This is a genomic window from Chitinophaga ginsengisoli (assembly GCF_003014595.1).
In the GTDB taxonomy this organism is placed as follows: Bacteria; Bacteroidota; Bacteroidia; order Chitinophagales; family Chitinophagaceae; genus Chitinophaga; species Chitinophaga ginsengisoli.
Genome location: NZ_PYGK01000001.1, coordinates 636,300 through 662,484 on the forward strand (window position 1 = coordinate 636,300; position 26,185 = coordinate 662,484).

Annotated in this window: 21 protein-coding genes; 15 read left to right on the forward strand and 6 right to left on the reverse strand. The window is 45.4% G+C overall.

The window, feature by feature from the left end; all coding sequences use genetic code 11:
• Window positions 1-14: 14 nt before the first annotated feature.
• The 10 genes from CLV42_RS02705 (at window position 15) to CLV42_RS02755 (ending at window position 11,896) form a co-directional block, all read left to right on the forward strand.
• Complete coding sequence (locus tag CLV42_RS02705; protein WP_245901426.1) at window positions 15-1,292, forward strand: hemolysin family protein; 1,278 nt, start codon at window positions 15-17, stop codon at window positions 1,290-1,292.
• Between the two features lie 758 nt (window positions 1,293-2,050).
• On the forward strand, window positions 2,051-2,902 hold the full coding sequence (gene tatC / locus CLV42_RS02715; RefSeq protein WP_106600347.1) for a twin-arginine translocase subunit TatC: 852 nt from the start codon (window positions 2,051-2,053) through the stop codon (window positions 2,900-2,902).
• Window positions 2,903-3,015: 113 nt separating this feature from the next.
• A complete protein-coding gene (rpiB, locus tag CLV42_RS02720; protein WP_106600348.1) occupies window positions 3,016-3,477 on the forward strand; it encodes a ribose 5-phosphate isomerase B in 462 nt (153 codons plus the stop codon).
• Between the two features lie 737 nt (window positions 3,478-4,214).
• The gene (locus CLV42_RS02725; protein ID WP_106600349.1) at window positions 4,215-4,715 is read left to right on the forward strand and encodes an RNA polymerase sigma factor; all 501 of its coding nucleotides are present in this window, start codon (window positions 4,215-4,217) and stop codon (window positions 4,713-4,715) included.
• Between the two features lie 178 nt (window positions 4,716-4,893).
• Window positions 4,894-7,242: an ATP-dependent helicase gene (locus CLV42_RS02730; protein ID WP_106600350.1), complete on the forward strand. Its 2,349-nt coding sequence runs from the start codon at window positions 4,894-4,896 to the stop codon at window positions 7,240-7,242.
• Window positions 7,243-7,305: 63 nt separating this feature from the next.
• Entirely contained in the window at window positions 7,306-7,764 is a 459-nt protein-coding gene (locus CLV42_RS02735; RefSeq protein ID WP_106600351.1) for a regulatory protein RecX, read from the forward strand.
• 71 nt (window positions 7,765-7,835) lie between these two features.
• On the forward strand, window positions 7,836-8,630 hold the full coding sequence (locus CLV42_RS02740) for an amidohydrolase (RefSeq protein ID WP_106600352.1): 795 nt from the start codon (window positions 7,836-7,838) through the stop codon (window positions 8,628-8,630).
• Between the two features lie 3 nt (window positions 8,631-8,633).
• Window positions 8,634-9,017, forward strand: coding sequence for an SMU1112c/YaeR family gloxylase I-like metalloprotein (gloA2, locus tag CLV42_RS02745; RefSeq protein ID WP_106600353.1), 384 nt, complete (start codon window positions 8,634-8,636; stop codon window positions 9,015-9,017).
• 68 nt (window positions 9,018-9,085) lie between these two features.
• The gene (nagA, locus tag CLV42_RS02750; RefSeq protein WP_106600354.1) at window positions 9,086-10,192 is read left to right on the forward strand and encodes an N-acetylglucosamine-6-phosphate deacetylase; all 1,107 of its coding nucleotides are present in this window, start codon (window positions 9,086-9,088) and stop codon (window positions 10,190-10,192) included.
• Between the two features lie 21 nt (window positions 10,193-10,213).
• Window positions 10,214-11,896: an ArnT family glycosyltransferase gene (locus CLV42_RS02755; RefSeq protein ID WP_106600355.1), complete on the forward strand. Its 1,683-nt coding sequence runs from the start codon at window positions 10,214-10,216 to the stop codon at window positions 11,894-11,896.
• Window positions 11,897-11,963: 67 nt separating this feature from the next.
• Here the strand turns inward: CLV42_RS02755 and thiL are convergent, their stop codons facing one another.
• Window positions 11,964-12,998 (reverse strand): thiamine-phosphate kinase, encoded by a 1,035-nt coding sequence (thiL, locus tag CLV42_RS02760; protein ID WP_106600356.1) that lies wholly within the window; start codon window positions 12,996-12,998, stop codon window positions 11,964-11,966.
• Window positions 12,999-13,014: 16 nt separating this feature from the next.
• Window positions 13,015-13,788, reverse strand: a complete 774-nt coding sequence (locus CLV42_RS02765) for an inositol monophosphatase family protein (RefSeq protein WP_170117367.1) — start codon at window positions 13,786-13,788, stop codon at window positions 13,015-13,017.
• A 158-nt stretch (window positions 13,789-13,946) separates the two neighbouring features.
• Between CLV42_RS02765 and CLV42_RS02770 the strand changes: the two genes are divergently transcribed.
• Window positions 13,947-15,479: a GH3 family domain-containing protein gene (locus tag CLV42_RS02770; RefSeq protein WP_106600358.1), complete on the forward strand. Its 1,533-nt coding sequence runs from the start codon at window positions 13,947-13,949 to the stop codon at window positions 15,477-15,479.
• A gap of 111 nt (window positions 15,480-15,590) precedes the next feature.
• On the forward strand, window positions 15,591-16,229 hold the full coding sequence (locus CLV42_RS02775) for a LysE family translocator (protein ID WP_106600359.1): 639 nt from the start codon (window positions 15,591-15,593) through the stop codon (window positions 16,227-16,229).
• A 73-nt stretch (window positions 16,230-16,302) separates the two neighbouring features.
• Here CLV42_RS02775 and CLV42_RS02780 read toward each other — a convergent pair whose 3' ends face one another.
• A complete protein-coding gene (locus CLV42_RS02780) occupies window positions 16,303-17,337 on the reverse strand; it encodes a 2-oxoacid:ferredoxin oxidoreductase subunit beta (RefSeq protein WP_106600360.1) in 1,035 nt (344 codons plus the stop codon).
• Between the two features lie 98 nt (window positions 17,338-17,435).
• The gene (locus CLV42_RS02785) at window positions 17,436-17,789 is read right to left on the reverse strand and encodes a carboxymuconolactone decarboxylase family protein (protein WP_106600361.1); all 354 of its coding nucleotides are present in this window, start codon (window positions 17,787-17,789) and stop codon (window positions 17,436-17,438) included.
• 291 nt (window positions 17,790-18,080) lie between these two features.
• On the opposite strand from CLV42_RS02785, the gene CLV42_RS02790 reads away from it, so the two are divergent.
• From CLV42_RS02790 to CLV42_RS02800, 3 genes are all read left to right on the forward strand, one after another.
• A complete protein-coding gene (locus tag CLV42_RS02790) occupies window positions 18,081-19,718 on the forward strand; it encodes a tetratricopeptide repeat protein (protein WP_106600362.1) in 1,638 nt (545 codons plus the stop codon).
• A 601-nt stretch (window positions 19,719-20,319) separates the two neighbouring features.
• On the forward strand, window positions 20,320-23,136 hold the full coding sequence (locus CLV42_RS02795; protein WP_106600363.1) for a TonB-dependent receptor: 2,817 nt from the start codon (window positions 20,320-20,322) through the stop codon (window positions 23,134-23,136).
• A gap of 36 nt (window positions 23,137-23,172) precedes the next feature.
• A complete protein-coding gene (locus CLV42_RS02800; protein WP_106600364.1) occupies window positions 23,173-24,225 on the forward strand; it encodes a phytase in 1,053 nt (350 codons plus the stop codon).
• A gap of 67 nt (window positions 24,226-24,292) precedes the next feature.
• Here the strand turns inward: CLV42_RS02800 and CLV42_RS02805 are convergent, their stop codons facing one another.
• Window positions 24,293-25,087 (reverse strand): nucleotidyl transferase AbiEii/AbiGii toxin family protein, encoded by a 795-nt coding sequence (locus tag CLV42_RS02805; RefSeq protein WP_106600365.1) that lies wholly within the window; start codon window positions 25,085-25,087, stop codon window positions 24,293-24,295.
• The gene (locus CLV42_RS02810) at window positions 25,077-26,114 is read right to left on the reverse strand and encodes a type IV toxin-antitoxin system AbiEi family antitoxin (protein ID WP_106600366.1); all 1,038 of its coding nucleotides are present in this window, start codon (window positions 26,112-26,114) and stop codon (window positions 25,077-25,079) included. Before CLV42_RS02810 ends, CLV42_RS02805 begins: the two co-directional genes overlap by 11 nt.
• Window positions 26,115-26,185: the final 71 nt, after the last annotated feature.

Genomic DNA, 26,185 nt, shown 5'->3' on the forward strand with positions numbered 1-26,185 from the left:
ATAATTCCTTACTTTTGAATTACATTATGGATACTTCTACACTCCTGTTCCTGGCTATACTGGTACTGCTGGCAGGTTTCTTTGCCGGATTGGAAACGGCTTTCGCCAATGTGAACAAGTTGAGCATTGAGCTGAAAAAGAAACAGGGGCGGGCTACCGGTAAAATACTGGCCAGCTTTAACGACAACCCCTCCCGCTTTCTGGCTACCAGTCTGTTGGGATTAACCATTGTTGTGGTGATATATGGAATCATGTTCCATAGCTTCCTGCAGCCCATATGGAACCTCATGTTACCGCCCCAGCAGAACACCATCCAGCAACCGATATTTCTGTTTATTGACGTGATATTCGGTACGCTGATCCTGTTGACCTTTGGTTTTTTTATTCCCCGTGCTATTTTCCGTTCCCGTCCGGAAGCATTGCTCAGTTTTTTTGCCTTACCCATTTCCGTGATCTCCAAACCACTGTATGTGATAGGTAGCCTGCTGGTGTCAATTTCTGAATGGATACTGAAATACCTGTTCAACGTACGTATAGTGGAAACCGCTACTACTTTTCCAAGGGTGGATGTGGAACACTTCATCCGTCAGTCGCAACAGCATGTAACAGAAAATCAGGAGCTGAACACAGAGTTGTTTGAAAATGCGTTGTCACTTGCACATGTGAAGATCCGTGGTTGCCTGATACCTCGCAAGGAAATTGAAGCGCTGGAAATTGGCAGTCCTATCTCAGACGCACAGCGGAAATTTATGGAGACCAAACTCTCCAAGATCATTATCTACGAAGAAACGATCGACAATATCCTCGGATATATTCATCAGCTGGATATGTTTAAAAGTCCGGCGGAGATCTCCGCTATTCTTCACCCGATCCTGGCAGTACCTGAAACGATGAGTGCCATCGACCTGCTGAGCAAATTCAACAAGGAGCGGAGGAGCATTGCCTGGGTAGTGGATGAATTTGGTGGAACAGCGGGTATTGTGACAATAGAGGACGTATTGGAGGAGATCTTCGGTGAGATTAAGGATGAGCATGATGTGGAGGAATTCGTGGAAAAACAGATCGCAGAGAAGGAATATATTTTCTCCGGAAGGCTTGAGCTGGATTACCTGAATGAAAAATATGGTTTTGATTTCCCGGAGGATGAGAGCGAAACCTTATCCGGTTATATCATCAATCACCATGAAAAAATTCCCCGTCTGAAGGAGAGGATCATTATCGACGATTACGAGTTTGATGTGCTGAATGTGACGGAAACGAGGATAGAAATGGTAAAAATGAAGGTTCTCTAAGGAATTCCGGGCAGACTGACTTTTTTTATCTTTGGATGAATATTTTTAGTTGCTTAAATGTCAATTATTTAGGAGAACTTACTACTTTTTTATAAAAGAAATGAAATCAAGAATTGATATTGTTATATTTTTTTTAATATATTTGCAATGTCGTTAAACATCGCGCCTGCTAAAACGATTTAAAAAAAGTAGTAGGTAATTAACACGAATTTTATACATTTGCTGCAGATGATGTAACACAATGATTTGATTTTTGTTAAAAGGATGTAAAAAAAATTGTTACAACATTGATAATAACATATTTCTTTCTATTTTTGTGATAGAAAATTAAAAGTAACCAGAAACACAAACATCTTGAAAGCTTGCCATCAATCGGATGCAATGTGAATCTGGAAACAAAGACATTCTCGAATTCAACTTTTTTGGGGTTAACAAACAATGGATGAAAGGCCGGCTCTTGATTCTTCTCGGGCTGGCTCTTTTTTTAGCCACATTCAGAACGAATGGGCATTTTTTTTCCCCGGGGTTGCACCCTGCGCTACAAACAAAGCAACTCCTACGGAGTTGATCTACATAGATTCTCCCCGGTTTTCAAGACCCTTTAGCACCTTTATCTTATCACTGATCTGCCTAAAGCACCGCTTACCTTTAATTTCCCTTAAAACTTTGTACTAATAGGGGTAGTTGCTCTGATTTATTGGCGGCAACAGCTATATTTGTGCTCCTTAGGATAAAACATTCACAGCCCGACTTAAGATATGTTCAAGAAAATTTTTGCAAATAATGAGGAGAAGGCAGAGATGTCTTTCTTTGACCACCTGGAAGACCTGCGTTGGCATATAGTGCGTTCGATCATTGCGCTGATAGTAGTGAGCATTTTCGGATTTGTGTATACCAAAGAAATACTGGATGATGTGATCTTTGGCCCAACAAACGCCAATTTCCCTTCATATGTAGCCTTGTGTAAACTGGGTAACCTTGTTGGATTAGGTGATAAATTGTGTATCAAACCTGTGCCTATCGTGTTTCAGAACCACATACTGGTAGGGCAGGTGATGTTACAGTTCAAACTGGCGTTTATATTCGGCCTGGTAGTGGCATTCCCTTATATTTTCTGGGAGTTCTGGAGCTTCATTAAACCTGCACTGAAAGAGAAAGAATTGAGAGGTGCCCGGGGTATCATTTTCTGGGTATCATTCCAGTTCTTCCTGGGTATTGCCTTCAGTTATTTCCTGATGGCGCCTTTTACCATCAACTTCCTGGCAGGATATACTGTTACAGATAAAGCAGTCAACCAGTTTTTCATTGACGATTATTTCGGATTGATGACCCAGATCGTATTGGGGATGGGTGTTTTGTTTGAGTTGCCGATTCTGGTTTTCTTCCTGACAAAGATCGGTTTCATCACACCTAAATTCCTGCGTACCTACAGGAGGCATGCGATAGTGGTGATACTGGTGCTGGCAGCTGTTATTACGCCTCCGGATGTGATAGATCAGCTGATTGTATTTACGCCTTTGTATCTTTTATACGAAATTAGTATTTATATTTCGGGCAGAGCGTTGAAAGGAATGGAGAAGGCAGAGAACGAAGTAGAAGAATGGTCTTAATCTGACGCGTGTAAATAAGCATAACGCGGAATGTCCCTTGTGATAGATACCACATAGGATATTCCGCGTTTTGGCTTTCTGAACTCTTGCTTCACTTTTTAAATTTTTGTTTTATGTCATCACAACCTTTATTTAATCTTACGCTGCCGGTAGCCATAGGCTCTGACCATGCGGGGTTTGAATATAAAGAAGAGATTATCTCTTACCTCGAAGGAAAGGGGCTGAAAGTAAAAGATGTAGGAGCGCATTCAAGTGATGCGGCAGATTATCCTGATTTTGCGCATCCGGTAGCTACGCTGGTAGAAAGAGAGCAGGCAGCTTTTGGGATCCTGGTATGTGGTAGCGGTAATGGTGTTGCCATCACGGCAAACAAACACCAGGGCATCCGGGCTGCCATCTGCTGGGGAGAAGAGTTGTCGCGCCTGGCGCGCGCGCATAACAATGCTAACATACTGTGTATACCAGCGCGTTTTGTAGATGATAGTGTGGCAAAGCAAATAGTAGATGTATTCGTAGATACGCCATTTGAAGGTGGCCGTCATGAAAACAGGGTAAGGAAAATAGCCTGTTTATAAACATAACAGGGTCAGCCTTACATAAAAATAAACGCTGATTGTCGCTATATAGAAAAAGCGATAATCAGCGTTTATTATTTATATGTTATACCCCCGTCTTTTTTTGGTAAATACAATTGCTTTTGTTAAATTCGTTAAGAGTCAGTCAGTTGGATGTTCAGTCAGTTGGATGTTTAGTTCGTATTGCATTTTTGCTTATTAATGTGTGTGTTTAAGTATTTGATATACCCAATAAAGTAAGACGAAGAAACCATTTCAGTAATATCAGATCAGATACTTGAAAGTCAAAAAGAAAAAATTCAATCAAAGAAGTAGGAAATAAGAAAACAATTCAGGAACCGTAAGAGAGAGTCACAGATCGTCCCCCAGTTACACTAACCAAAAAAAGGAAATTTATGGAAGCACCTCTAGCAATCAGGTGGCGGAGTGCTGGCTTTTCCAAAAAGTCAGAGGCGAGCCATGTTCGAAAGGGATCACAGACACAGTTTAGTTTTTACATTACATAACAGGTGAACAATGTTGCAAAGTGTACTATTAGTTTGAGAAAGCAGCCGTCATTATTTATTCCCCAAGTATCATTCGAATGTTCATTTCTGCGTACATGAATTGATATAACTGTTTGTACTACTTAATACCCTTACATATGATAATCGACATTTACAACAACAACTGTTTCCCTTAAAGCAGGTTTATCAGCTGAATCAACAATTATTTCAGATGCTTAAACTATCACCATTATGTCATCCACAGAATTTAATACGTTGCTTCTGGGAAATGCCGATTTCCTCAGGCCGTATGCAGTTACCTTGACAAAAGATTCGGAATCAGCGAAAGACCTTTATCAGGAAACGCTGTTCCGGGCGCTGGCCAATCGCGATAAATACCTGGCAGGTACCAATATCAGGGCGTGGCTGTATACAATTATGCGCAATATCTTCATCAACAATTACCGGCGTGGTAACAGGCAGTTCCGCTTGCTGGATAATTCAGCAGGAGAATATCTGCTGCATCAGCAACAACCCTGCATCGGTAACTCTGCGGAAACAAATCTGCGCATCAAAGATGTACATATGGCGGTGTATAACCTCCCCATAATATTTAAACAACCTTTCATGCTTTATTTTGAAGGGTATAAGTATTATGAAATAGCAGCTATGTTAAATGAGCCTCTGGGAACAGTAAAAAGCCGCATTCATTTTGCCCGTAAAATGCTGAAATCTCGTATTGCAAGATATTGACCCCTTCCGGAAACGGGGGAAAGGATATGCACGCGGAAACCACGCGTAGCGGCAGATCTGTGTCCTTTCTCCTTTTTCCTTTTCTCCCTTTATGCATTCTTTCGTAATTTTATGCCTTCCCTTTTAAATATTCAAACATCATTTCCCGGGTGAAAGACTGGGATCTTTAATAAATCGAATGAAGGCAAATTATTTAGATGAATTGAATGAACAGCAACGCGTCGCAGCAGAACATATCAATGGACCGCTGATGATCGTGGCTGGCGCCGGCTCTGGTAAAACCAAAGTGCTGACTACCCGTATCGCACACCTGTTGCGCAACGGGGTGGATGCGTTTAATATCCTGTCGCTTACATTTACGAATAAGGCCGCCCGCGAAATGAAAGAGCGTGTGGAAAAGATCCTGGGTGGTACCGAAGCCCGTAACCTCTACATCGGTACCTTCCACTCTGTATTTGCACGACTGCTGAGAGCGGAAGCACATCGTCTCGGTTACCCGAACGACTTTACCATCTACGACTCAGATGATGCCAAAAGCGTGCTTAAAACCATCATAAATGAGCAGAACCTGGACGATAAGCACTATAAGCCTGCCCTAGTATATAACCGCATTTCTGCGGCTAAAAACAGCCTTATAGGGCCTGAGGAATATCAGCATGACTATGCTATTCAGCAGGAAGATATGCGGGCCAACAGACCGCTGAACGGAAAGCTGTACGACATGTATGCCAAACGCTGCTTTAAGAACGGGGCCATGGACTTTGATGACCTCCTGTTCAAAATGTACGTGTTGCTGAAAAGCTTCCCGGAAGTACTGCACAAGTACCAGCACAAGTTTAAATATATCATGATCGATGAGTACCAGGATACCAACCCTGCCCAGTACGAGATCATCAAGTTGTTGGGTGCTGCCCATGAAAATATCTGTGTGGTGGGAGACGATGCCCAGAGTATCTATTCCTTCCGCGGTGCTACCATCCAGAATATCCTCCAGTTCGAAAAGGACTATGAAGATGCGAAGGTGGTAAAACTGGAACAGAACTACCGTAGTACCAAATCCATCCTTAACGTCGCCAACGAGGTGATCGCCAATAACAAGGGCCAGATTGAAAAGAACCTCTGGACGGATAATGCCGACGGGGAGAAGATCAAACTGGTGCGTACCATGACGGATAATGAGGAAGGTAAGTTCGTGGCCGATACCATCGCCGAGCAGAAACTGCGCAACCATTACGCTAACAGGGACTTTGCCATCCTGTACCGTACAAATGCCCAGAGCCGTGCCTTTGAGGAAAACCTGCGCCGTAAAGCGATACCTTACCGCATCTTCGGAGGCTTGTCCTTCTATCAGCGTAAGGAGATCAAAGACTTCATTGCTTACCTGCGTATCGTTACCAACCCGCAGGAAGAAGAGAGCCTGAAACGTATCATCAATTACCCGGTGCGTGGTATCGGTAAGACTACCATTGACAAGGTATCTGTGATCGCCAACGAACAGAATATCACTTTCTGGAACGTACTTGAAAGAGCGAATGAGTTCGGATTTAAATCCGGTACCCTTGAAGCGATCGAGAACTTCGTGATAATGATCCGCAGCTTCCAGGCCATGCTGGGCAAACACAATGCTTACGACATTGCCTTACAGGTCGGTAAATCCACCAACATTGTAAAGGAACTGTTCAACGATAAAACAACGGAAGGCCTGGCCCGTTACGAGAACATCCAGGAATTGCTGAACTCCATCAAAGAGTTTACCGAAACGCCTACAGAAGATGGCGAGCTGGTAGAGTCAGAGAAATCCCTGGGTACCTACCTGCAGCAGATCACCTTGCTGACGGATGCGGATAAAGGGAACGATGAGGACAGCGATGTAGTGAAACTGATGACCATCCACGCCGCGAAAGGATTGGAGTTCCCCGTGGTATTCTCAGTAGGACTGGAAGAGAACCTCTTCCCAAGCGGTCTGTCCATCAACTCAAGAGAGGAACTGGAGGAAGAACGCCGCCTGTTCTATGTGGTGATCACCCGTGCGAAATCACGCCTGTTCCTGACTTACGCCAATAGCCGGTATCGCTTCGGACAGCTGGTGAACAATGAATCCAGCCGTTTCCTGGAAGAGATGCCTGAAAAATACATTGACCGCAGCTATGCCGGTGGCGGTAATGTGAACCGTAGCCCTATCAACAATGGTGGTGGTCTATTCGGCGGTAATGGTAACAACATGTTTGACCGTATGCAGAAGAAGTCGCCAACAGCGCCTCAGCAACCGGCCGGTCCCCGTCCCGCGGCAAGACCTGTTCCCAATGCGGCTCCGAGCAACCATGTACCTTCTCCTAACTTTACCCCGGATGATCCGGCTATTATGGAGCCAGGCATGGAAGTGGAACACCAGAAGTTTGGTTTCGGTACCATTCAGACCCTGGAAGGGCCGATGAACAACCGTATTGCCACGGTAAACTTCCCTAAGGGCGGTGGCGAAAAAAAGATCATGCTGAACTACGCCCGCCTGATGATCGTTAAAAAATAACCGTACTATAACTAGCTGCAAGAGAAGGAATACCCGTCTCTTGCAGCTTTTATTTATACCGATATGACCTCCGCCATACTCAAACTGCGTCATTACTGTGCTTACCAGGAGCGCTGTCACAGCGAGGTAAAATATAAGTGCATTGAGCTGGGACTGCGTGGCGAGGAGATCGATGCGGCTATTGCTGACCTGATCTCGGAGAACTTCCTGAATGAGGAACGCTTTGCCCGCGCTTTTGCCGGTGGAAAATTCCGTACAAAGCAGTGGGGGCGGAAGAAGATCAAGATCGAGCTAAAGCAGCGGCAGGTGTCTGACTACTGTATCAGAAAGGGGATGGAGGAGATTGATGGTGACGATTATGACAAGACCTTAAACAGTCTGGCAGCTAAGAAATATGCCTCTCTGAAAGGAGAGCAGTACCTCAAAAGGAAGTACAAAACCATGCAATACCTGCTCCAGAAAGGGTATGAACCCGAGCTGATACAGGACGTCGTTGAACAAATCGCAAAAGAACCCGGATAGATAGCGGATAATTTTCATAGTTTTTAAACGAAGTCATCGTAATTTGCAAGAAGGAATTTAACAGAAAAATTATGTCAGATCTGAAGGTAACGCTTATACAGACCAACCTGCACTGGGAAAATATAGAGGACAATCTTCGCATGTTCGATGAAAAGATCAATGCTATTCAGGAACGGACGGAGATCGTGGTATTGCCGGAAATGTTCAGCACAGGCTTTAGTATGGCCCCTGAAAGACTGGCACAAACCATGGATGGCAGTGCTGTACAGTGGATGAAGAAGAAGGCTGCCGAGAAGAATATCATCCTGACCGGAAGCCTGATCATTGAAGAGAATGGCAATTATTGGAACCGCCTCCTCTGGATGCAACCTAACGGTGTATACGGTACCTACGATAAACGTCATCTGTTCGGCTTTGGTGGAGAACATGAGCATTACCAGCCGGGCGACAAACGTCTGATCGCACAGGTAAAAGGCTGGAAGATCTGCCTGACTGTTTGTTATGACCTGCGCTTCCCGGTTTGGTCCAGGAATGCGATCTTGCCTGAAACAGGCGAACCTGCTTACGATGTACTGATCAATGTGGCCAACTGGCCAGAGCGGAGAAGTACCCCATGGAAAACGCTGATCCATGCCCGCGCCATTGAGAATCAATGTTATGCCATTGGTGTGAACAGGGTAGGTAATGACGGCAACAATATTTACCACAGCGGCGATTCCAGCCTGATTGATCCTCTGGGAGAGATCCTGTACAGGAAATCGCACGATGAGGATATTTTTACTACTACACTAGAACGCTCCCGCCTGGACGAGGTAAGGAAGAATTTTCCTTTCCTGAAGGATGCAGATAAATTCCAGGTATTTTAATTAATGTTGAACGGTATACATCATATAGCTATCATTTGCGCTGACTATGAACGAAGTAAGCGTTTTTATACAGAAGTGCTCGGGCTGAAGATCATCCGTGAAGTATACCGGCTGGAACGCCGGTCATACAAACTGGACCTGGCGCTAAACGGGCACTACGTGATAGAGTTGTTTTCCTTTCCTGACCCGCCGGCAAGAGTAAGCGGGCCGGAAGCCGTTGGATTGCGGCACCTGGCCTTTTCAGTGAGCAACATTGAACAGGTGGTAGCCCATCTTAAAACCCATAATGTAACTCCCGAGCCTATACGCACAGATCCCTACACCGGTAGGCGGTTCACCTTTTTTACCGACCCTGACGGTTTACCTCTGGAATTATATCAAGTGTAACGCAGTTCGTAGGACTTGCCGGCTGGTATTGACTATGACTGTTATCATAGATACTAAAAACATTGTCAATGCTTAGGGCTTACATTAACACGCGGATTTTCACAGGAGATTTATGGCTGGACGGCTATGCCGTTGTTACGGACCAGGGGCGCATACAGCAGGTATTGCCACAGGCGCAGTTGCCCGCAGATGCAGCCCTGACCGATCTGAAAGGAGCTATTCTGGCGCCGGCTTTCATTGATCTGCAGATCTATGGTGGCAACGGCAAACTGTTCCCTTTTACTCCCGATAGTGCTACCTTAAAAGCTACATATGAATACAGCAGCGCCGGTGGCGCCGCTTTTTTTATGCCCACCATTCCTACACACTCCCCTGAAGTCATACGGAGTTCTATCGAAGCCGTACGGAAATACTGGGAAGAAGGTGGCAAAGGCGTATTAGGCCTACACCTGGAAGGGCCGTTCATTAATCCCGAGAAAAAAGGAGCACACCTTACCCAATATATCAAACAACCTACTGCTGCCGATATTGATGAATTGCTCGCGCTTGGGGAAGGTATCATTAAGATGATGACCCTCGCACCTGAGCGCTGTGATCCGGCCCTGGTAAAGCGATTACAGGCAGCTGGCATAGTAGTTTCCGCCGGACACAGTAACGCGGATTATGCTACCGCCTATCAGTCATTTGAGGACGGCATTACGACCACTACACATTTGTTCAATGCCATGTCTCCTTTACAGAGTCGTGCTCCTGGGATGGTCGGCGCTATTTATGACCACCCTGCCGTACATGCAAGTATCGTGGCAGATGGTATTCATGTGGACTTTAACGCAGTGCGTATCAGTAAAAAGGTGATGGGTGAACGCCTGTTCCTGATCACAGATGCCGTAGTAGCCAGCAATGAAGGGGACTATATATACGTTGAAGAGCCAGACCGTTATGTGAACGCCCAGGGCGTACTGGCTGGTTCAAAATTAACGATGCATAAGGCGGTAAAGAACTGTATCACCAAAGTAGGCGTCTTACCTGAAGAAGCCCTGCGTATGGCTTCTACCTACCCGGCTATTGTGGCCGGATTGTCTCATGAACTGGGTAAGATAGCGCCTGGTTATCTGGATACTATGGTAGTATTGGATACTGATTGGGAGTTGAAACAGTTAATTGGGTTATATTAGCAGTTTCAACCTGTAATTTTCATGGGCATCATACATTACTTTAAGAAAGACCAGTACAAGAATTTGTTTCTCCTGGTATGGTTTTTACTAGCGCTGCTACAGGCCGGGTTTACGGAGTTGATGGATGATGAAGCCTATTACTGGGTATACTCCCGCCACCTTGACTGGGGCTACTTTGATCATCCACCGATGGTGGCGTTGCTGATCAAAATAGGCTATGGATTGTTTCATAATGAGTTCGGTGTTCGTTTATGCATGGTGATCCTCAATGTTCTGACGCTGGTCATCACCGATAAGTTAATACCGCGAAGGGACAACCGCTTGTTCTACCTCTTGCTCTGCGTCATGGCGGCTATGCAGTTAGGCGGTATGCTGGCGGTGCCGGATGTACCATTGATCTTCTTTGCAGCGCTATACTTCCTGGTATACCGCAACTTTCTCGAACAACAGAGCTGGAAGAATACCTTGCTGCTCGGTTTGAGTATGGCCCTGATGTTCTACAGCAAGTATCACGGTATTTTGCTGGTAGCCTTTACGGTGATCTCCAATCTGAACCTGCTGCGGGTATTTAAGTTTTATGTAGCCGTTGTTATTACCACAATACTGTTCCTGCCGCACCTTTACTGGCAGTATATGCACGATTTCCCTTCGCTGCAATACCACCTGGTCGAACGGAATGCCAGTACTTACCAGTTTGGTTTTACACTTGAGTATATCCTGGGGCAGTTGGCTTTATTTGGTCCTGTTGCCGGATGGCTGGTGTTATACTACGCCTTTGTTTGCCCTATCCAGAGTGCTTTTGAAAGAGCTCTGAAGTTTTGTCTGATAGGTGTGCTGGGTTTCTTCCTGTTAAGTACGTTCAAGGGCAGGGTAGAGTCGAACTGGACGGTCATGTTGCTTACACCAACCATGGTATTGGCGCATCAGTCAGTACGCCGTAAACGCTCGCTGAAATGGTCACTCAGGATATTGCCCTACTTTGCGGTAATCACACTGATACTTGTAATGGCTACCCGCATTTACATGGTATGGGATTTTATGCCAGGGGTCGAAATACGTCCGGAGATCCATCACAATAAACCCTGGGCAGAAGAGATCAAACAGCATGCAGCCGGTCGTCCGGTAGTGTTTATCAACAGCTATCAATGGCCTTCAAAGTATATGTTCTACAGTGGTGAGCTAGCCTATGTGGTCAACAACCGTTACACCCGCCGGAACCAGTATAACTATTGGGATACTGAAAAACAGTTGTGGGGTAAACCTGCGATGATTGTTTTTACACCTGATAATAAGCTGCCGGTAACAGACAGCTTCAATACGGTCAAAGGGCCCTGGAGTGCTTACGACGAAGATCATTATTATTCCTACTCGCTGATCACGCTGGTGCCTGCCATGAAATATGTAAAGGTGAAACCGGGTCAGCACATGCCCTTCATCCTGCAGTTAAAGAATGGCTACCATATGCCAGTGCCGATAGATAAGGAACATGAGGCAGTAATCGGATATGCGTTTGCAAAGAAGGAAGAAGCATTGGGCGGCGTGAAATCAGACCTGTCGTTAAGCAGGGCCATTGAGCGACGTATCATTCGTATGGAGGTGATCGTGCCGGATAAGCCGGGCACCTATCAATTGAAGTTCTGTGTATTTGCCGGGATCTTCTTCCCAACACATAATAGTCAGACAGTAACCGTAGTGGTAGAATAAGACTATAAGAAAAGGAAAAGGGATTGTATGACGTTCATACAATCCCTTTTCCTTTTCTGTTTATTCCTTACTGCTGGAAGGCATTCCAGCCTTGTGCTACCAGTTTGAATTTATTGCCGCCTTTGGTCAGGATATGAGCGCCTTCACTGATATCTGTCATATACCCGATCACACTGATCTGCTCGGATAGCACGATCTTATCATAATCGGCCTGTTTCATAGTAAAGAGCAGCTCATAGTCCTCTCCACCGCTTAGCGCTGCCGCTGTAGGGTCCAGGGAGAACTTCAGTGCCATTTCCTTTGTCTCGTTTGCGATAGGGATCTTCTCTTCATATAGTACTACCCCAAGGTTACTCTGCTTACAGATATGCAGGATCTCAGAGCTAAGGCCATCGCTTACATCCATCATGGCGGTAGGCTGGATGTCCTGTTCCTGCAGGAACTCAATGATATCACGACGGGCCTCCGGTTTCAGCTGACGCCCGATAATGTAAGTCTGGTTTTCCAGGTCAGGCTGCAGCTGCGGACTTTCCAGGTAGATCTGCTTCTCTCTTTCGAGGAGTGTCAGTCCGAGGTAAGCCGCACCCAGGTCGCCGGATACACAGAGCAGATCGCCTTTTTCGGCGGTAGAGCGTTTTACGAATTTATCAGGAGCTACCTCGCCGATGGCTGTTACGCTGATCACGAAGCCTTTCTGGGAAGAGGTGGTATCTCCACCGATCAGGTCTACGCCATATTTCTCACAGGCAGCATATACGCCTTCATAAAATTCGTTGAGCGCATCTACGGAGAAGCGGTTGCTAAACGCAATACTCATGGTGATCTGAGTAGGAGTGGCGTTCATGGCATATATGTCGGAAAGGTTTACTACGACTGATTTATAGCCCAGGTGTTTCAGGGGCGTATACATCAAATCGAAGTGGATGCCTTCTACCAGCATATCAGTAGATATAACTGTCTGGCGACCGAAATGATCGATAACAGCAGCATCATCACCTACACCCAGGATAGTACTGGCCTGTTGGATCTCTATATTCTTGGTAAGCAATTCTATAAGTCCGAACTCCCCGAGGGAGTTTATCTCTGTTCTTTCTTCACTCATGGTGTATGATATTAGATCAGTATTTTCCATTTACAATATTCACCAGTGGCTCATGAATAAGGCCATTGGTAGCAATCAGCGTGCGTTGGTAGGGAGAGTAGCGGTGACCTTTGAAGTCGGTTACCTTTCCTCCGGCCTCCTCTACGATCAGGAATCCTGCGGCAGCATCCCATGCGTTGAGGCTATGCTCATAATATCCGTCAAAGCGGCCGGCAGCTACCCAGCAAAGATCGATAGCAGCGGACCCGAGCCTGCGTACCGGTTGTCCCTGTTTTACGAAGTACTCAAACACTTCAATAGGACTGTGAGCATATTCCTTCCAGGTATAAGGGAAGCCGGTTACCATACAGGCTTTTTTCATGTCATCTTTGGTGGATACACGAATGCGCTTGTCATTAAGTGTAGCGCCCTGTCCTTTTTCAGCAAAGAAGAATTCATTCAGGAAAGGGTTGTATACAGCTCCCATGATCATCTCTCCATCCTGCTCAACGCCGATGGAAACACAACAGATCGGAATGCCATGTGCGAAGTTCACCGTACCATCCAGGGGATCAATGATCCACTTGATATTAGAATCTGAGGTGATCTCGCCAGATTCTTCACTGAGTATAAAGTGGTGGGGGAAGGTTTCCCTGATCACACTGAAAATGGCAGTCTCTGCATTCTTATCAGCTTCAGTGACCAGATCGTTCACCGTACTTTTGCTGGATATCTCGAAAGGGCCGTTAAAGTATTGCTGTAGAACATCTCCGCCGGCCTTCGTTGCTTTGAGTAGGGTAGCTTTTAACATGGGGCAAAGGTACGCGGGAATTTTTTTTCTGCCCATATCGTTTTTAGTAATATGTTTGTATAAGATTGCCAGAGGTAAGGTACCTGTAATCCAAAATCAAACCGTAGCAATCCGAAATTCGGCGTATTTTTGCAGTTAATAAATGAGAAGGTAAATTAATGGCCATTTTAGGAAATCTTATATCCAGGTCACTGCGCATCAGGAAGAAATTTACATTTAAGTTAGGGACGCCTCGCCAATACCAGTTACAGACACTTCACAGACTGCTGGTAAAGGCCAAGGACACTCAGTTCGGACAACATTATAAATTTCAGGAACTGCTGAACAGTCCGAATGTAATGGCACAGTACCGGTCTACCGTACCTGTGCATAACTACAACAAGATGCATGCGGAGTGGTGGCATAAGTGTCTGGAAGGACAGGCTAATGTCAGCTGGCCTGAAAAAATAAAGTACTTCGCGCTTAGCTCCGGTACCTCGGAGTCAGCCAGTAAACATATACCTGTTACCCGGGATATGCTGAGAAACGTCAAGAAAGTGGGCGTGAAACAGCTGTATTCTATGGCGAACTTCAATATTCCTCCCAAGTCCTTTACCAAAGGGATCCTGATGCTGGGTGGCACTACTGCCCTGTATGAGAAAGGAGATTATTATGAAGGTGACATGAGTGGTATCCAGGCAAAGAACATTCCCCGCTGGTTTAGACGTTTCTACAAGCCGGGCGGTAATATCTCCAAAAAACCAAACTGGGAACAACGTATCAGGCTGATCGTGCGTAAGGCGCCGCAGTGGGACGTGGGTACCGTATGTGGTGTGCCTGCCTGGGTGCAGATCGTATTAGCCGAGATCATCAAATACCACGGCGTTAAGAATATTCATGAAATCTGGCCGAACCTGGCTGTATATATCCATGGTGGGGTATCTTTCGAGCCTTACCGGGAAAGCTTCCAGAAATTACTGGGCAAACCGATCAATTTCATTGAAACGTACATGGCCTCCGAAGGCTCTTTCGGTTTCCAGGCAAGGCCTGGCGTAAAGGGCATCAAGCTGGTGCTGAACACCGGTATCTTTTATGAGTTCGTGCCGTTCAACGAAGATAACTTTACTGCCGATGGTGAAATAAAGCCTAATCCCAAGGCCTATATGATCCACGAAGTGGTGGAAGATGTGGAATATGCCGTACTGCTTTCCACGTGTGCCGGTGCATGGCGTTACCTGATCGGGGACGTCGTAAAATTCACTTCCGTAAAGGAACACGAGATCGTGATCGTAGGCCGTACCAAGCAGTTCCTGAGCCTGTGTGGTGAGCACATGAGTGTTGATAACATGAACAAGGCTATCGACATGGTGCAGAGGAAAATGGGCATCACCATCAAGGAATTTACCGTAGCAGGTTTCCCTTATCAAAGCCTGTTTGCGCACCGCTGGTATATTGGTACTGACGATATGAATGTAGACGCTAACCGTATCCGTGAGATCATTGACCAGACATTGGCTGAAGTGAATGATGACTATGCGGTAGAGCGGACGTCGGCCCTGAAGGAATTATTTGTGGAAGTAGTGCCTAATGAAGTATTCATTGACTATATGAGGGCGAAAGGAAAAGAAGGGGCTATGAACAAATTCCCACGTGTATTAAAAGGCGACAAGCTAAAAGATTGGGAGCAATTCCTCAGTGTGAAATCAGTCTGAGAAATTTAACGATTCTATAAATAAAAAGAGGGGTAACTTCAGAACCAGGGTTACCCCTTTATTTTTACATCAATATAGCCGTAGCAGTAACGGCGTGGAATTTTGTAGCGCATGATAACAGCACTGGCACAGGGTATGGCGTTGGGCTTATTTCTATCTATTTCTGTAGGTCCCGTTATCTTCGCCATCATAAAGTACAGCATTAACAATGGCTTCAAGGCAGGCGTCAGCTTCGCTTTAGGAGTGTCTTTCAGTGATATATTTTTTGTAATGACGGGCAACCTTGCCACGTCTTTCATTACCGGCCTGGAAGAATATAAAAAGTACATCGGCATCATTGGTGGTATTATGCTCATATGTATGGGTATATATGGGCTGCTCTTCAAGAAGGTAATGATCAGCACCGGAGATGAACGTCCGGAGATGTTCCGCACCCATGACTATCTGAAGATCTGGCTGGCCGGTTTCCTGATGAATACCCTGAACCCCGGTGTGATCATTTTCTGGCTGGGCGTATGCGTCTCTTCCAGTTCCACTTCGGTAGGGCATCGTGTCATGATGTATGGTACTGCTTTAGTATGGGTATTATCTACGGATATTCTGAAAGTATTTGTGGCAGATAAGATCAGGCATAAGCTGACCTTGAGTAATGTGGTATGGCTGAACAAGATTGCGGGTGTAAGCCTGATCCTGTTTGGTGTCATCCTGTTATATAAAGTGCTGTTCGACCCGGGTGGCCTCGCACACTAACAAAACTATTATCAATAAAAAGAAAAGCCATTCCTAACGAATGGCTTTTGCTTTTATTGGTGGTGATAAATTTCTATTTGATAGTCCAGGTTTCTTTACCTGCCAGCAGTTTATCCAGATCGCCGGTACCTTTCTGGGAGATAGCGCCTTCTACCTGTGCGTTCAGCTGCTCTTCGTAAGTGGGGCGGAAAGCCTGGTAGAACACGCCGAAAGGACGAGGCAGGTGACCTTCAATACGAGGATCGTCGAACATGCGGGTCAGGAGCTGTGCCTTATAGAAGTCTTTCTCATCGTGGATCCAGAGGTCGCTGGCGCTGTATTCTCCACCCAGTTCCACCACTACCGGCCTTAAGCCGTCCAGGCGGATACCTTTATTCTTCTGAGCGCCGAATATCAATGGCTGGCCTTGTTCCAGGAACAGGGTTTCTTCCATTTTGCTGCCTTTCTCGGTAAAGATCTCAAACGCGCCATCGTTGAAGATGTTACAGTTCTGGTATATTTCGAGGAAGGAAGCGCCTTTGTGTGCATGGCTGCGTTTCAGCAGTTCCTGCAGGTGTTTCGGGTCGCGGTCCATACTGCGCGCAATGAAGGTCGCATCTGCACCTAATGCCAGCGCCAGCGGATTGAACGGATGGTCAATGCTGCCGAAAGGAGTGGACTTAGTCACCTTATTCTCTTCTGAAGTAGGAGAGTACTGGCCTTTCGTCAAACCATAGATCTGGTTATTGAAGAGCATGACATTGATGTCGAAGTTACGGCGCAGCAGGTGGATGGTATGGTTACCACCTATGGAGAGGCCATCACCATCACCGGTCACCACCCAAACGCTGAGTTCAGGGCGTACCGCCTTTAAACCGGAAGCAATAGCGGTAGCACGGCCGTGGATGGAGTGCATACCGTATGTGTTCATATAGTAAGGAAAACGCGAAGAGCAACCGATACCGGATACGATCACGATATTTTCCTTTGGAATGCCCAGACCGGGCATGATAGTCTGTACCTGTTTTAAGATCGAATAATCTCCGCAACCCGGGCACCAGCGTACTTCCTGGTCCGTTGCAAAATCCTTCGCCGTTAACGCCTGCGGAGCTATAGTAGCTGTTGACATCTGAATGTTTTAAAGAAAAAGTGAAAAACGGTTGGCAAAGTTACGAATTGTTTGTCCTCTGCGGTTTACGCAATAAGGAATACTTTAACTGTTTCCTTTTATGCCTGTTCCTGCTGCAGTAACGCCTCCCAATATTCGGCAGCCCTTCTGGTGTGCGGGATCACTATCGTACCGCCAACAATGTTGGCTACAGCAAAGATCTCATACATTTCCTCCGTGGTAATACCCTGTTCGTAGCATTTTCCCAGGTGGTATTTGATACAGTCGTCGCAACGGAGTACCATCGACGAGACCAATCCCAGCATTTCCTTTACTTTGGTACTTAATGCGCCTTCAGCATAGGTGTTTGTATCAAGATTAAATAAACGGTTAATGACTTTATTCTGTTTACCCAGGATTACCTCGTTCATTTTGCCCCGGTAATCATTAAAAGCTTTTATCTCGTCTGCCATTTTATAGTTTGTTTACACACCTTAAAGCTATGAAAGGATTCCCAAATATAAATCAATCTACTTGTTCGGTAGACTATGCCTCCGGGAGGTGAAAGTGTTAAATTATATAACTGCTGTATATTAATGAGTTATGTGGACTGGAATAACCACAGGTTATTGCTCATAACAAGAAGTGATAAGAATCGTGGAGCTGGACAAGCATTTCAGCGCCTGCCAGGACATTGGAATTGCCGGCCCTGGTTAACAATAAGATAATATTAAACCCTTTCCTTTGCGCTTTACTTGCTGATTATGTTTGTGATGCGTTTCCTTTTACTGCTGTTATTAAGTGGGCTAATGTCCGGTGGTCTGTTTGCGCAAAACGACAAGCTCTCTAAACTACAGCTCTCCGATCTGGATGATTATAAACAGGTAAAGCCGGATTCTACATTCCTGGAGTTAAAGGATGCCTATAACCGGGCGATAGAAAAGAAACAACCCCTTGCAGCTGCCAGATGCCTCGCCCAAATGGGACAGATCTGTCTGCACCTGGGACATTTTCCCCAGGCACTGGACTACCATCTCCAGGCCAGTGATATTTTCCGGAAAGAAGGAGCACAGCAGCCACTGGCGGCTAATTTGAATGATATTGGGATGTTGTATTATTATAACAAACAGCCCGAACTGTCCCGCCAGCAATATGAAGAGGCGCTCGCCATCTTCCGGCAGCTGAACGACAAAACAGGCATAGCACTGACCTATGGAAAGATCGGCCATCTCTATGAAAAGCAACAACGATACGACAGCGCCTTCCTCTACCAGCGCCGCGCACTGGCGGCCTATCTGTCCGCCGATGACAAACCCGGCATGTCCAAGATCTATGAGAATATCGGCAGTATTTATGAAGACCTCGCCCGCTATGATTCAGCTTCTTACTATTTCAACCGGGCACTGGACCTGAGTATCCAGGGAGGAGAGAAACTCAACCGGATTGAGATCCTGAACAACCTGGGCGATGTGTACCGTAAAACCGGGCAGTACCCCGAAGCCTTATTCCAGACCCGCAGGGCCCTGCTACTGGCATTGGAACTCCGTGAACAGCGGCAGTTAAGTGGCGCTTACCGTGATCTGGCAAAGGCGCATCACCTGGCCGGGGACAATGACAGCGCCTTTTATTACCTGGAAATGAGCCGGCAATACCTGCTGGGCACATACTCCGATGAGAACAGCAAACAGGTGGCCTTATTACAGACGGTCTACGATATTGAAAAGAAGAACAACGAGATAGAGCGGCTGCAGAATGCCCGTAAAACAAACCGGATTATTACGGTCGCTATCATTATTGTCATCCTGTTATTGGTGGCCATGAGTATTCTGATCATCAGTCGCCAACGCCTGAAGCTACGGAATGAACAGATCCTCCGGCAACAGCACCATCAGAAATTTCAGACCGAAAAGGAACTCATGGAGGCAGCCTTACAGAATAAGCAACTGCAGGAGGGAAAGCTGAAAGAAGAACTAGAGGTCCGCTCCCGCGAACTGACAACCCATACCCTCCATCTTATACAGAAGAATCAACTATTAGAGGAATTGCGTCTCCGCCTGGATGAAATGGTGAAGGAGGATAAACGCGATCAGAAGAAACAACTAAAGCAGCTACTGGGTCAGATCAATCATAGTTTCAACCATGACCAGTACTGGGTCGATTTCCGTAATATCTTCGAACAGGTACACCAGACATTCTTCGACAACCTTAAAAAGTACTGTGACACACTTACCTCCAACGACCTCCGGGTAGTGGCCCTCCTCAAAATGAATATGGAATCTCAGGACATAGCGACCCTTTTAGGGATCTCCCAGGATAGTTTGCGGGTGGTGAGGTACCGTCTTCGAAAGAAACTGAACCTCCAGCAGGGAGAAAGTCTGACTGCCTTCATTCAGAGCTTGTAGCTAAGCATTATTAGTGCTAGCTGTTGATATTCTGATAGATATATTATATAAAATGACTATGTCAACTAAGAGGTTGACTAAGTCAGAGATTAAAAAATTGGGTTAGAGAACGTTAGATCACAAGTAGCATAAAAAACATTCAGTTTAATTCCAATTGAAGAGCCAATAAAAATTGCTTGTAAAAAAAGGGCCCTTACAAATCATTGGGAGAACAGAACCGTAAGCGTTTCAGGAACACAAAAAAGGGCCTTAGCTGTTTGGTTCACGCTTGATGTCGCCAAATAATATTCTCAAAGTCTATACGCTTGATAAAGTCGAATAGCGATTGCCGCCAAACAGGTACAGCCCGCTTTGTGTTACCTGAAACGGCAAACGGTTCGGGCTTAACATTCCCTTAATGTTGCAGTAATATTTTCTTAACGGACGTTTTGTTACGCTTGTTGCAGTTGATAATCATTTTGTTATGTGCTATTTGTTTCGCTTGTTGCCTTGTTGTTCACGCCTGCTGTAATGGTGTATCCTTTTTGTATACCCCCTTCATTTGGCTTCGGGAACTCCCCAATGCACCTTTGCCAAACAAACAGATTAACTCTCAACCAATATGCGAACACTGTTATTCACTGTATTATTTTCCTGGCTGAGCATCCTATGTTTTGGACAGGCTCCCGGACTGGTGACCGGTAACATCGTGGACAGGAATCAGCAATTATCGCTGCCTGGTGCGACACTTAAATTAAAGCCAGGCAACCATTACACTGTCTCTAACCAACAAGGTAAGTTCGAGTTTCTGAGTGTACCCGCCGGTACATATACCCTGGAGGTAACTTATATCGGTTACCAGACCTTCAGCCAGGAGGTGACCGTTGCAGCGGGTAAGGCAACTGATCTGAAACTGAAAATGGAAGCCGGTGGCATTGCCGGAAAAGAAGTGCTGATAATCGGAGATCGTCTCCGCGGACAAGCGAAAGCGCTGAACCAGCAGAAGAACAATCCTAATATTACCAATATCGTGTCGGCCGACCAGATAGGCCGTTTCCCGGATGCGAACGTGGGAGACGCGATCAAACGTATACCTGGTATCACCATGCAGAATGACCAGGGTGAAGCCCGTAATATCATTATCCGTGGTCTGGCCCCTGAGCTGAACTCGGTAAGCCTGAACGGCGATCGTATCCCTTCTGCAGAAGGCGACAACCGTCGTGTACAGATGGACCTCATTCCTTCGGATATGGTGCAGACCATCGAAGTGAATAAAACCCTGACACCCGATATGGACGCTGACGCTATCGGTGGTTCTGTAAACCTGGTAACACGTGCCGCTCCCAATGGCCCCCGTGTTTCTGCTACTCTCTCCGGTGGTGTAAATCCTATCCGTAATAAAGCATTGTATACCGGTGGTCTCGTACTCGGTAACCGTTTCTTTGATAGCAAACTGGGGGCAGTACTGAGTGCTTCCTATAATAATAACGACTACGGTTCCGATGATATGGAAGCTACCTGGAGCAAAGATGATTTCGGAGATATCTTTGTTTCGGAGTCTGAAGTACGTAAATATAATGTACAGCGTATCCGCAGAAGTGCATCTGCTGCACTAGATTATAAGATCAATGCAAAAAACACCATCTACGCGAATGCTATGTACAACTGGCGTGATGACCGGGAAAACCGTTACCGCCTGCGCATTGCAGATATAGAGCCTGAGTATGTTGATAATGATGTGATCAATGGTTATGTTGGTTCCGTACGCCGCGAAACAAAAGGCGGTATTGACAATGGCCGTAACAAGAACCGCAGGCTGGAAGATCAGCGTGTACAAAACTACTCTCTGCGTGGTGAACACCTGTTGGGCAGTAAAGTAGACCTGGACTGGGCAGCGAGCTTCTCTACCGCCAGCGAAGACAGGCCAAATGAGCGCTATATAGAATATAGAGCGGACGATGGTCCGGTAAGCCTGGACCTGTCAGATACCCGTTTTCCGTTGGTAACTGCCAATTCACTGACTGACCAGGATTTCAGCTTCAAATCGCTGTCAGAGAATCATGACTATACACGCGAGAATGAACTGGGCCTGAAACTGAACCTGCGTTTCCCTTTCAGCGTAGTACCCGGTCAGAAAGGCCGTCTGCGTGTAGGTGGAAGACTGCGTCTGAAAGATAAAAAGAGGGAGAACAACTTCTTCGAATATGAACCGATCAACGAATTCGGCAGCCTGGCAGAGATCTCTAATATCAAGATCAGCGGAAAAGGTTATCAGCCCGGTGAAAAATATACGCCTGGCACTTTCGCGATCAACACTTTCCTGGGTGCACAGCAGTTGGATGATGCCAGCAAATTTGAAAAGAGCGACAATCCTGCCGAATACCTGGCTGTAAACTTCAATGCAAAGGAAAGGATCACTGCCGGTTATATCCGCTGGGATCAGGATCTGACAAAGCAGTTGTCAGTAATTGCCGGTGTGCGCATTGAGAATACACATATCGATTATGAAGGTAACATTGTAGCAGAAGAGGAAGAGCTGGAAGGAAAGCGTAAAGTACAGAACAGTTATACCAATGTATTGCCAGGTATCACTTTCAAATACAACGTGAATAATGACCTGGTACTGCGTGCTGCAGTGACTACTTCTATTGCCCGTCCGAACTACTACGACATTGCTCCATTTGTGAGCAGCATTGCGGATGATGCAGAACTGAGCGCTGGTAATCCGGATCTGAAAGCCGCACGTGCACTGAACTTCGACCTGATGGCAGAGCAGTATTTTAAGTCAGTAGGTATTCTGTCTGGTGGTGTTTTCTATAAAAGCATCAGCGACTTTATCTACACTTACAGAGATAACGCCTATACTACAGAGAAATTCGCAGCAGACTACAAAGATGTATCTGCCAATCCTATCCCAGCCGGAGAAAAGTGGACTTACAAACAGGCACGTAACGGTGATAACGTAAAAGTGTATGGCTTTGAAGTAGCCCTGCAACGTCAGCTGGATTTCCTGCCTGGCGCGCTGAAAGGTTTCGGCGTATACCTGAACTACACTTATACAAAATCCAAAGCAGACGGCATTTACAATGCTGATGGCGATAAACGTACCGATGTAACTTTACCGGGAACAGCACCGCACATGTTCAACGCATCTCTTTCTTATGAGAGCAACCGCTTCACTGCAAGACTGTCCGGTAACTATACCGCGTCTTACCTCGACGAACTCGGTGGGGATGATTTCGATGATCGTTTTTATGACAAACAATTCTTCCTCGATCTGAACGCATCTTTCAAACTGACAAAACAGTTAAGGGTATTCGGTGAAGCCAATAACCTGACTAATCAGCCGCTGCGTTATTATCAGGGTATTTCTTCGAGAACAATGCAGGCAGAATACTATCGTCCAAGGTATAACTTCGGTCTGAAGTTCGATCTGTAATTGTTGGTGGTTTGTTGTTTATAAAAGGATAGAGACATGTTAAAGAATATATTGGCGCCTTTAAGTGGTTTGGTGTTGTTCGGAGCCTGTCAGGTGAATTTGGCAAAGACCGCAGTAAGGCAGGATGGCATAAAGCCAGTGATCGTTACACAGGAAACAGGCCATGACACTGATGATCCTGCCATCTGGATCAATAAGGCAGATACCTTAAAAAGCCTGATCATTGGTACGGATAAGAATAGTGAAGGAGGGCTGTATGCCTTTGATCTGGAAGGAAAGATTGTCAACAAAGTAATGGGTTTGAAACGCCCGAATAATGTGGACATCGCTTATGGATTTAAATTGAATGGCCAGTCTGTAGATATTGCAGTGCTGACAGAACGGGAAACAAATAGCATACGTGTGTTCCGTCTTCCGGATCTTACACCACTGGATAATGGCGGTATACCCGTCTTCCTGGGAGAAAAGGAACAGTCACTTATGGGCATCGCTTTGTACACCCGTCGGCGAGATGCTGCCATCTTCGCGATCGTAGGCCGTAAAAGCGGTCCTGCAGATGGTTATCTCTGGCAATACCGGCTGGTAGATGAAGGTGGTGTAGTGAAAGGTCGTCTTGTGCGTAAGTTTGGCGCGTACAGCGGTAAGAAAGAAATAGAATCTATTGCAGTGGATAATCAGCTGGGATATATCTATTATTCTGATGAGACAGTAGGTGTACGCAAATATGTAGCTGATCCTTCAAAATGGAATAATATAGAACTGGCCTTGTTTGCAAAGGATGGATTTGCATCAGATCATGAAGGCATTTCTATTTATCCTTCTACGGATACTACTGGTTATATACTGGTGTCCAATCAGCAGAATAATTCCTTTATGGTGTACAGGAGAGAAGGAGAGAATGGTCATGCAAATGAACACAAGCTTATCGCTGAGGTACCGGTATCTACACTGGAAAGTGATGGCTCAGATGTGACAGCAGTACCGCTGGGGAATAAGTTTTCAAAGGGATTGTTTGTGGCCATGAGTAATGGGAAGGTGTTCCATTATTATTCCTGGGAAGATATAGCCGGGAAGATAGAGAAGAAATAGACTGGGGGAAATATAGAATGGTGAGCCGTCTCAAGTGATTGAGGCGGCTCTTTGCTTATAACATATACTAAGTAAGAGTATCGCCAGTAACGTCGATTATACCCTCTTCTATTGCATGATAAAAAGGGGCGGACGTTTTCCTTCTGAGAATGTTAACAACACGTTTACGCAGATCAACAGAGTTGAGCAACAGTTCTCCAATGTGACGTCCGATGGCTCGTGCACTCACCAGTTTCAAATAGTCATTGTCATCTGTGTCATAGAGGTCCATGATCTCCAATTGATCAGTGTAGATTTTATCAGCATTAAGCTCAAAATACACAGAGATAATATGTTCAATATCGGTGAGGTCTTTAGTACGTGCAGGATTATCATCATTGGCAATGATTTTAAGTAAAACGAGTGCTTCCAGCGAACAGACCTTCAGCTTGATATTGTTTTCCAATTGAATTTCTTCAATATCTACATAGGCTTCCTGAAGCCCTGGTACATCCATTATAAACAGTCTGGGTTTATGTAGATGCGTTTCTCTTAACTCGTTCTCAATACCGCCGAAGGGCAGAAGATCTATTTCAATGCTATGCTTATAAATGAGTTTTATTGTTTCGGTTTCATGAGCAGAAAAATCACCACTGTTTATCATTGCCTCTTTAATTGCATAGAAAAGACTTTCATCTGCAATTAATATCGCAATATCTATATCCCTTGTTTTTCGGCGTGGCGTAAAGGTGGGATTTACTGATAAATGGAGATCTCTTGCTAATGCTCCTACCAGATAAAAGTCAATACCAAATTGCTTAAATATTTTCTCTGTAGTGGCTAGTACTTCCAATACTGCAGGGAGTATAACATCAGTTGCCATATAAGTATTTGTTTTTAATTTTTTCTGCAGTCTCCCATGTGCGGCTATCTGTGCCTGCCATTAATTCTGCATAGATAATTAATGGAGGAGCGATGCCTTCAGGAAGATTGTGATCTTTCAGCAATGAGTCGTCCCAATACTGTTCAAGTACTTCTATGTTACCCTCGATATCTGGAATTAATTTTAATTGTTTTATTAATTCATTGGTCGTGCCGGATGAATATATAGTGAATGTCTCTGGTTCAAGATAGTTTGTAAGCAGGTCTGCACCTGCCTCTCCACTCCAGTAGAATGTCGTGGCCTGAAGGCTTTTCCATTTATCCTGTTGTTGTTTATCGAAAAAGCGGAATCTGCCTTTCATGAGTTTAGGCCTTAGCGTTACATGAAAAAGTTCTATCCAGCGGCGAATTAGTTTTTCTTTATCAAGCAACCGCGTTGATCCTTCTATACTCTCGATGTGACCGCCCTCTTTTAATTCCTCTAACAAGGGACCTATGCTGCCTAAAGCAATACCTGCCGCCTGTGCAATTTGTCTGTATGGGGACGTTAGCAATGCATTTTTAGATAATATTGCAAACAGAAATTTCAACCCCGTAGCACTCCATAATCTCCCGCTATCTGTTTGTCTGCTTGAGGATACCTCCCTATCGTTTATATAAATAAACATACCTGTTACATTGATATAACAGTTGCCTGCCGTCTCAAGATAATTGATGGACGCAGCTTTCAGGCGTTCCTTCTGGGGAGCGGGGATATATCTCGCTACCAGTAACCATTTTTCTGTCTCGCGGCCAAATTGCTGAATAATTGCAGGAATATGAGTCTGACGGATCTCATTTTTAATCTCTACCAGGAAGTCACTGGTCTGATTGCCAAGAGTAATTTGAACATATGCATCTACAGCTGGCTTAGGAGAAAGCCTGGGCTTTATCTTTCCTCCGGTCAGCTTGCTGAAATTGGAGATAGTATCCTTTAATATGTCAGATTCCAATGGTTTGTTCATATTTCTTCCTTGTTCATGAATCATGAACAATCAAATTTATTGAACAAAATGGGGATGGCCAAAAAAACAAAACGCCGCCTCAATCAGATTGAGAC

Excerpts from the sequence above, each read along its gene's own strand:
- CLV42_RS02780 (WP_106600360.1), bottom strand. The coding sequence starts at position 17,337 with ATGTCAACAGCTACTATAGCTCCGCAGGCGTTAACGGCGAAGGATTTT.
- CLV42_RS02765 (WP_170117367.1), bottom strand. The coding sequence starts at position 13,788 with ATGTTAAAAGCTACCCTACTCAAAGCAACGAAGGCCGGCGGAGATGTT.
- CLV42_RS02785 (WP_106600361.1), bottom strand. The coding sequence starts at position 17,789 with ATGGCAGACGAGATAAAAGCTTTTAATGATTACCGGGGCAAAATGAAC.
- CLV42_RS02770 (WP_106600358.1), top strand. The coding sequence starts at position 13,947 with ATGGCCATTTTAGGAAATCTTATATCCAGGTCACTGCGCATCAGGAAG.
- tatC (WP_106600347.1), top strand. The coding sequence starts at position 2,051 with ATGTTCAAGAAAATTTTTGCAAATAATGAGGAGAAGGCAGAGATGTCT.
- CLV42_RS02795 (WP_106600363.1), top strand. The coding sequence starts at position 20,320 with ATGCGAACACTGTTATTCACTGTATTATTTTCCTGGCTGAGCATCCTA.
- CLV42_RS02790 (WP_106600362.1), top strand. The coding sequence starts at position 18,081 with ATGTTTGTGATGCGTTTCCTTTTACTGCTGTTATTAAGTGGGCTAATG.
- CLV42_RS02805 (WP_106600365.1), bottom strand. The coding sequence starts at position 25,087 with ATGGCAACTGATGTTATACTCCCTGCAGTATTGGAAGTACTAGCCACT.
- CLV42_RS02800 (WP_106600364.1), top strand. The coding sequence starts at position 23,173 with ATGTTAAAGAATATATTGGCGCCTTTAAGTGGTTTGGTGTTGTTCGGA.
- CLV42_RS02725 (WP_106600349.1), top strand. The coding sequence starts at position 4,215 with ATGTCATCCACAGAATTTAATACGTTGCTTCTGGGAAATGCCGATTTC.
- CLV42_RS02810 (WP_106600366.1), bottom strand. The coding sequence starts at position 26,114 with ATGATTCATGAACAAGGAAGAAATATGAACAAACCATTGGAATCTGAC.
- nagA (WP_106600354.1), top strand. The coding sequence starts at position 9,086 with ATGCTTAGGGCTTACATTAACACGCGGATTTTCACAGGAGATTTATGG.
- thiL (WP_106600356.1), bottom strand. The coding sequence starts at position 12,998 with ATGAGTGAAGAAAGAACAGAGATAAACTCCCTCGGGGAGTTCGGACTT.
- CLV42_RS02755 (WP_106600355.1), top strand. The coding sequence starts at position 10,214 with ATGGGCATCATACATTACTTTAAGAAAGACCAGTACAAGAATTTGTTT.
- CLV42_RS02730 (WP_106600350.1), top strand. The coding sequence starts at position 4,894 with ATGAAGGCAAATTATTTAGATGAATTGAATGAACAGCAACGCGTCGCA.
- CLV42_RS02740 (WP_106600352.1), top strand. The coding sequence starts at position 7,836 with ATGTCAGATCTGAAGGTAACGCTTATACAGACCAACCTGCACTGGGAA.
- rpiB (WP_106600348.1), top strand. The coding sequence starts at position 3,016 with ATGTCATCACAACCTTTATTTAATCTTACGCTGCCGGTAGCCATAGGC.
- gloA2 (WP_106600353.1), top strand. The coding sequence starts at position 8,634 with ATGTTGAACGGTATACATCATATAGCTATCATTTGCGCTGACTATGAA.
- CLV42_RS02735 (WP_106600351.1), top strand. The coding sequence starts at position 7,306 with ATGACCTCCGCCATACTCAAACTGCGTCATTACTGTGCTTACCAGGAG.
- CLV42_RS02775 (WP_106600359.1), top strand. The coding sequence starts at position 15,591 with ATGATAACAGCACTGGCACAGGGTATGGCGTTGGGCTTATTTCTATCT.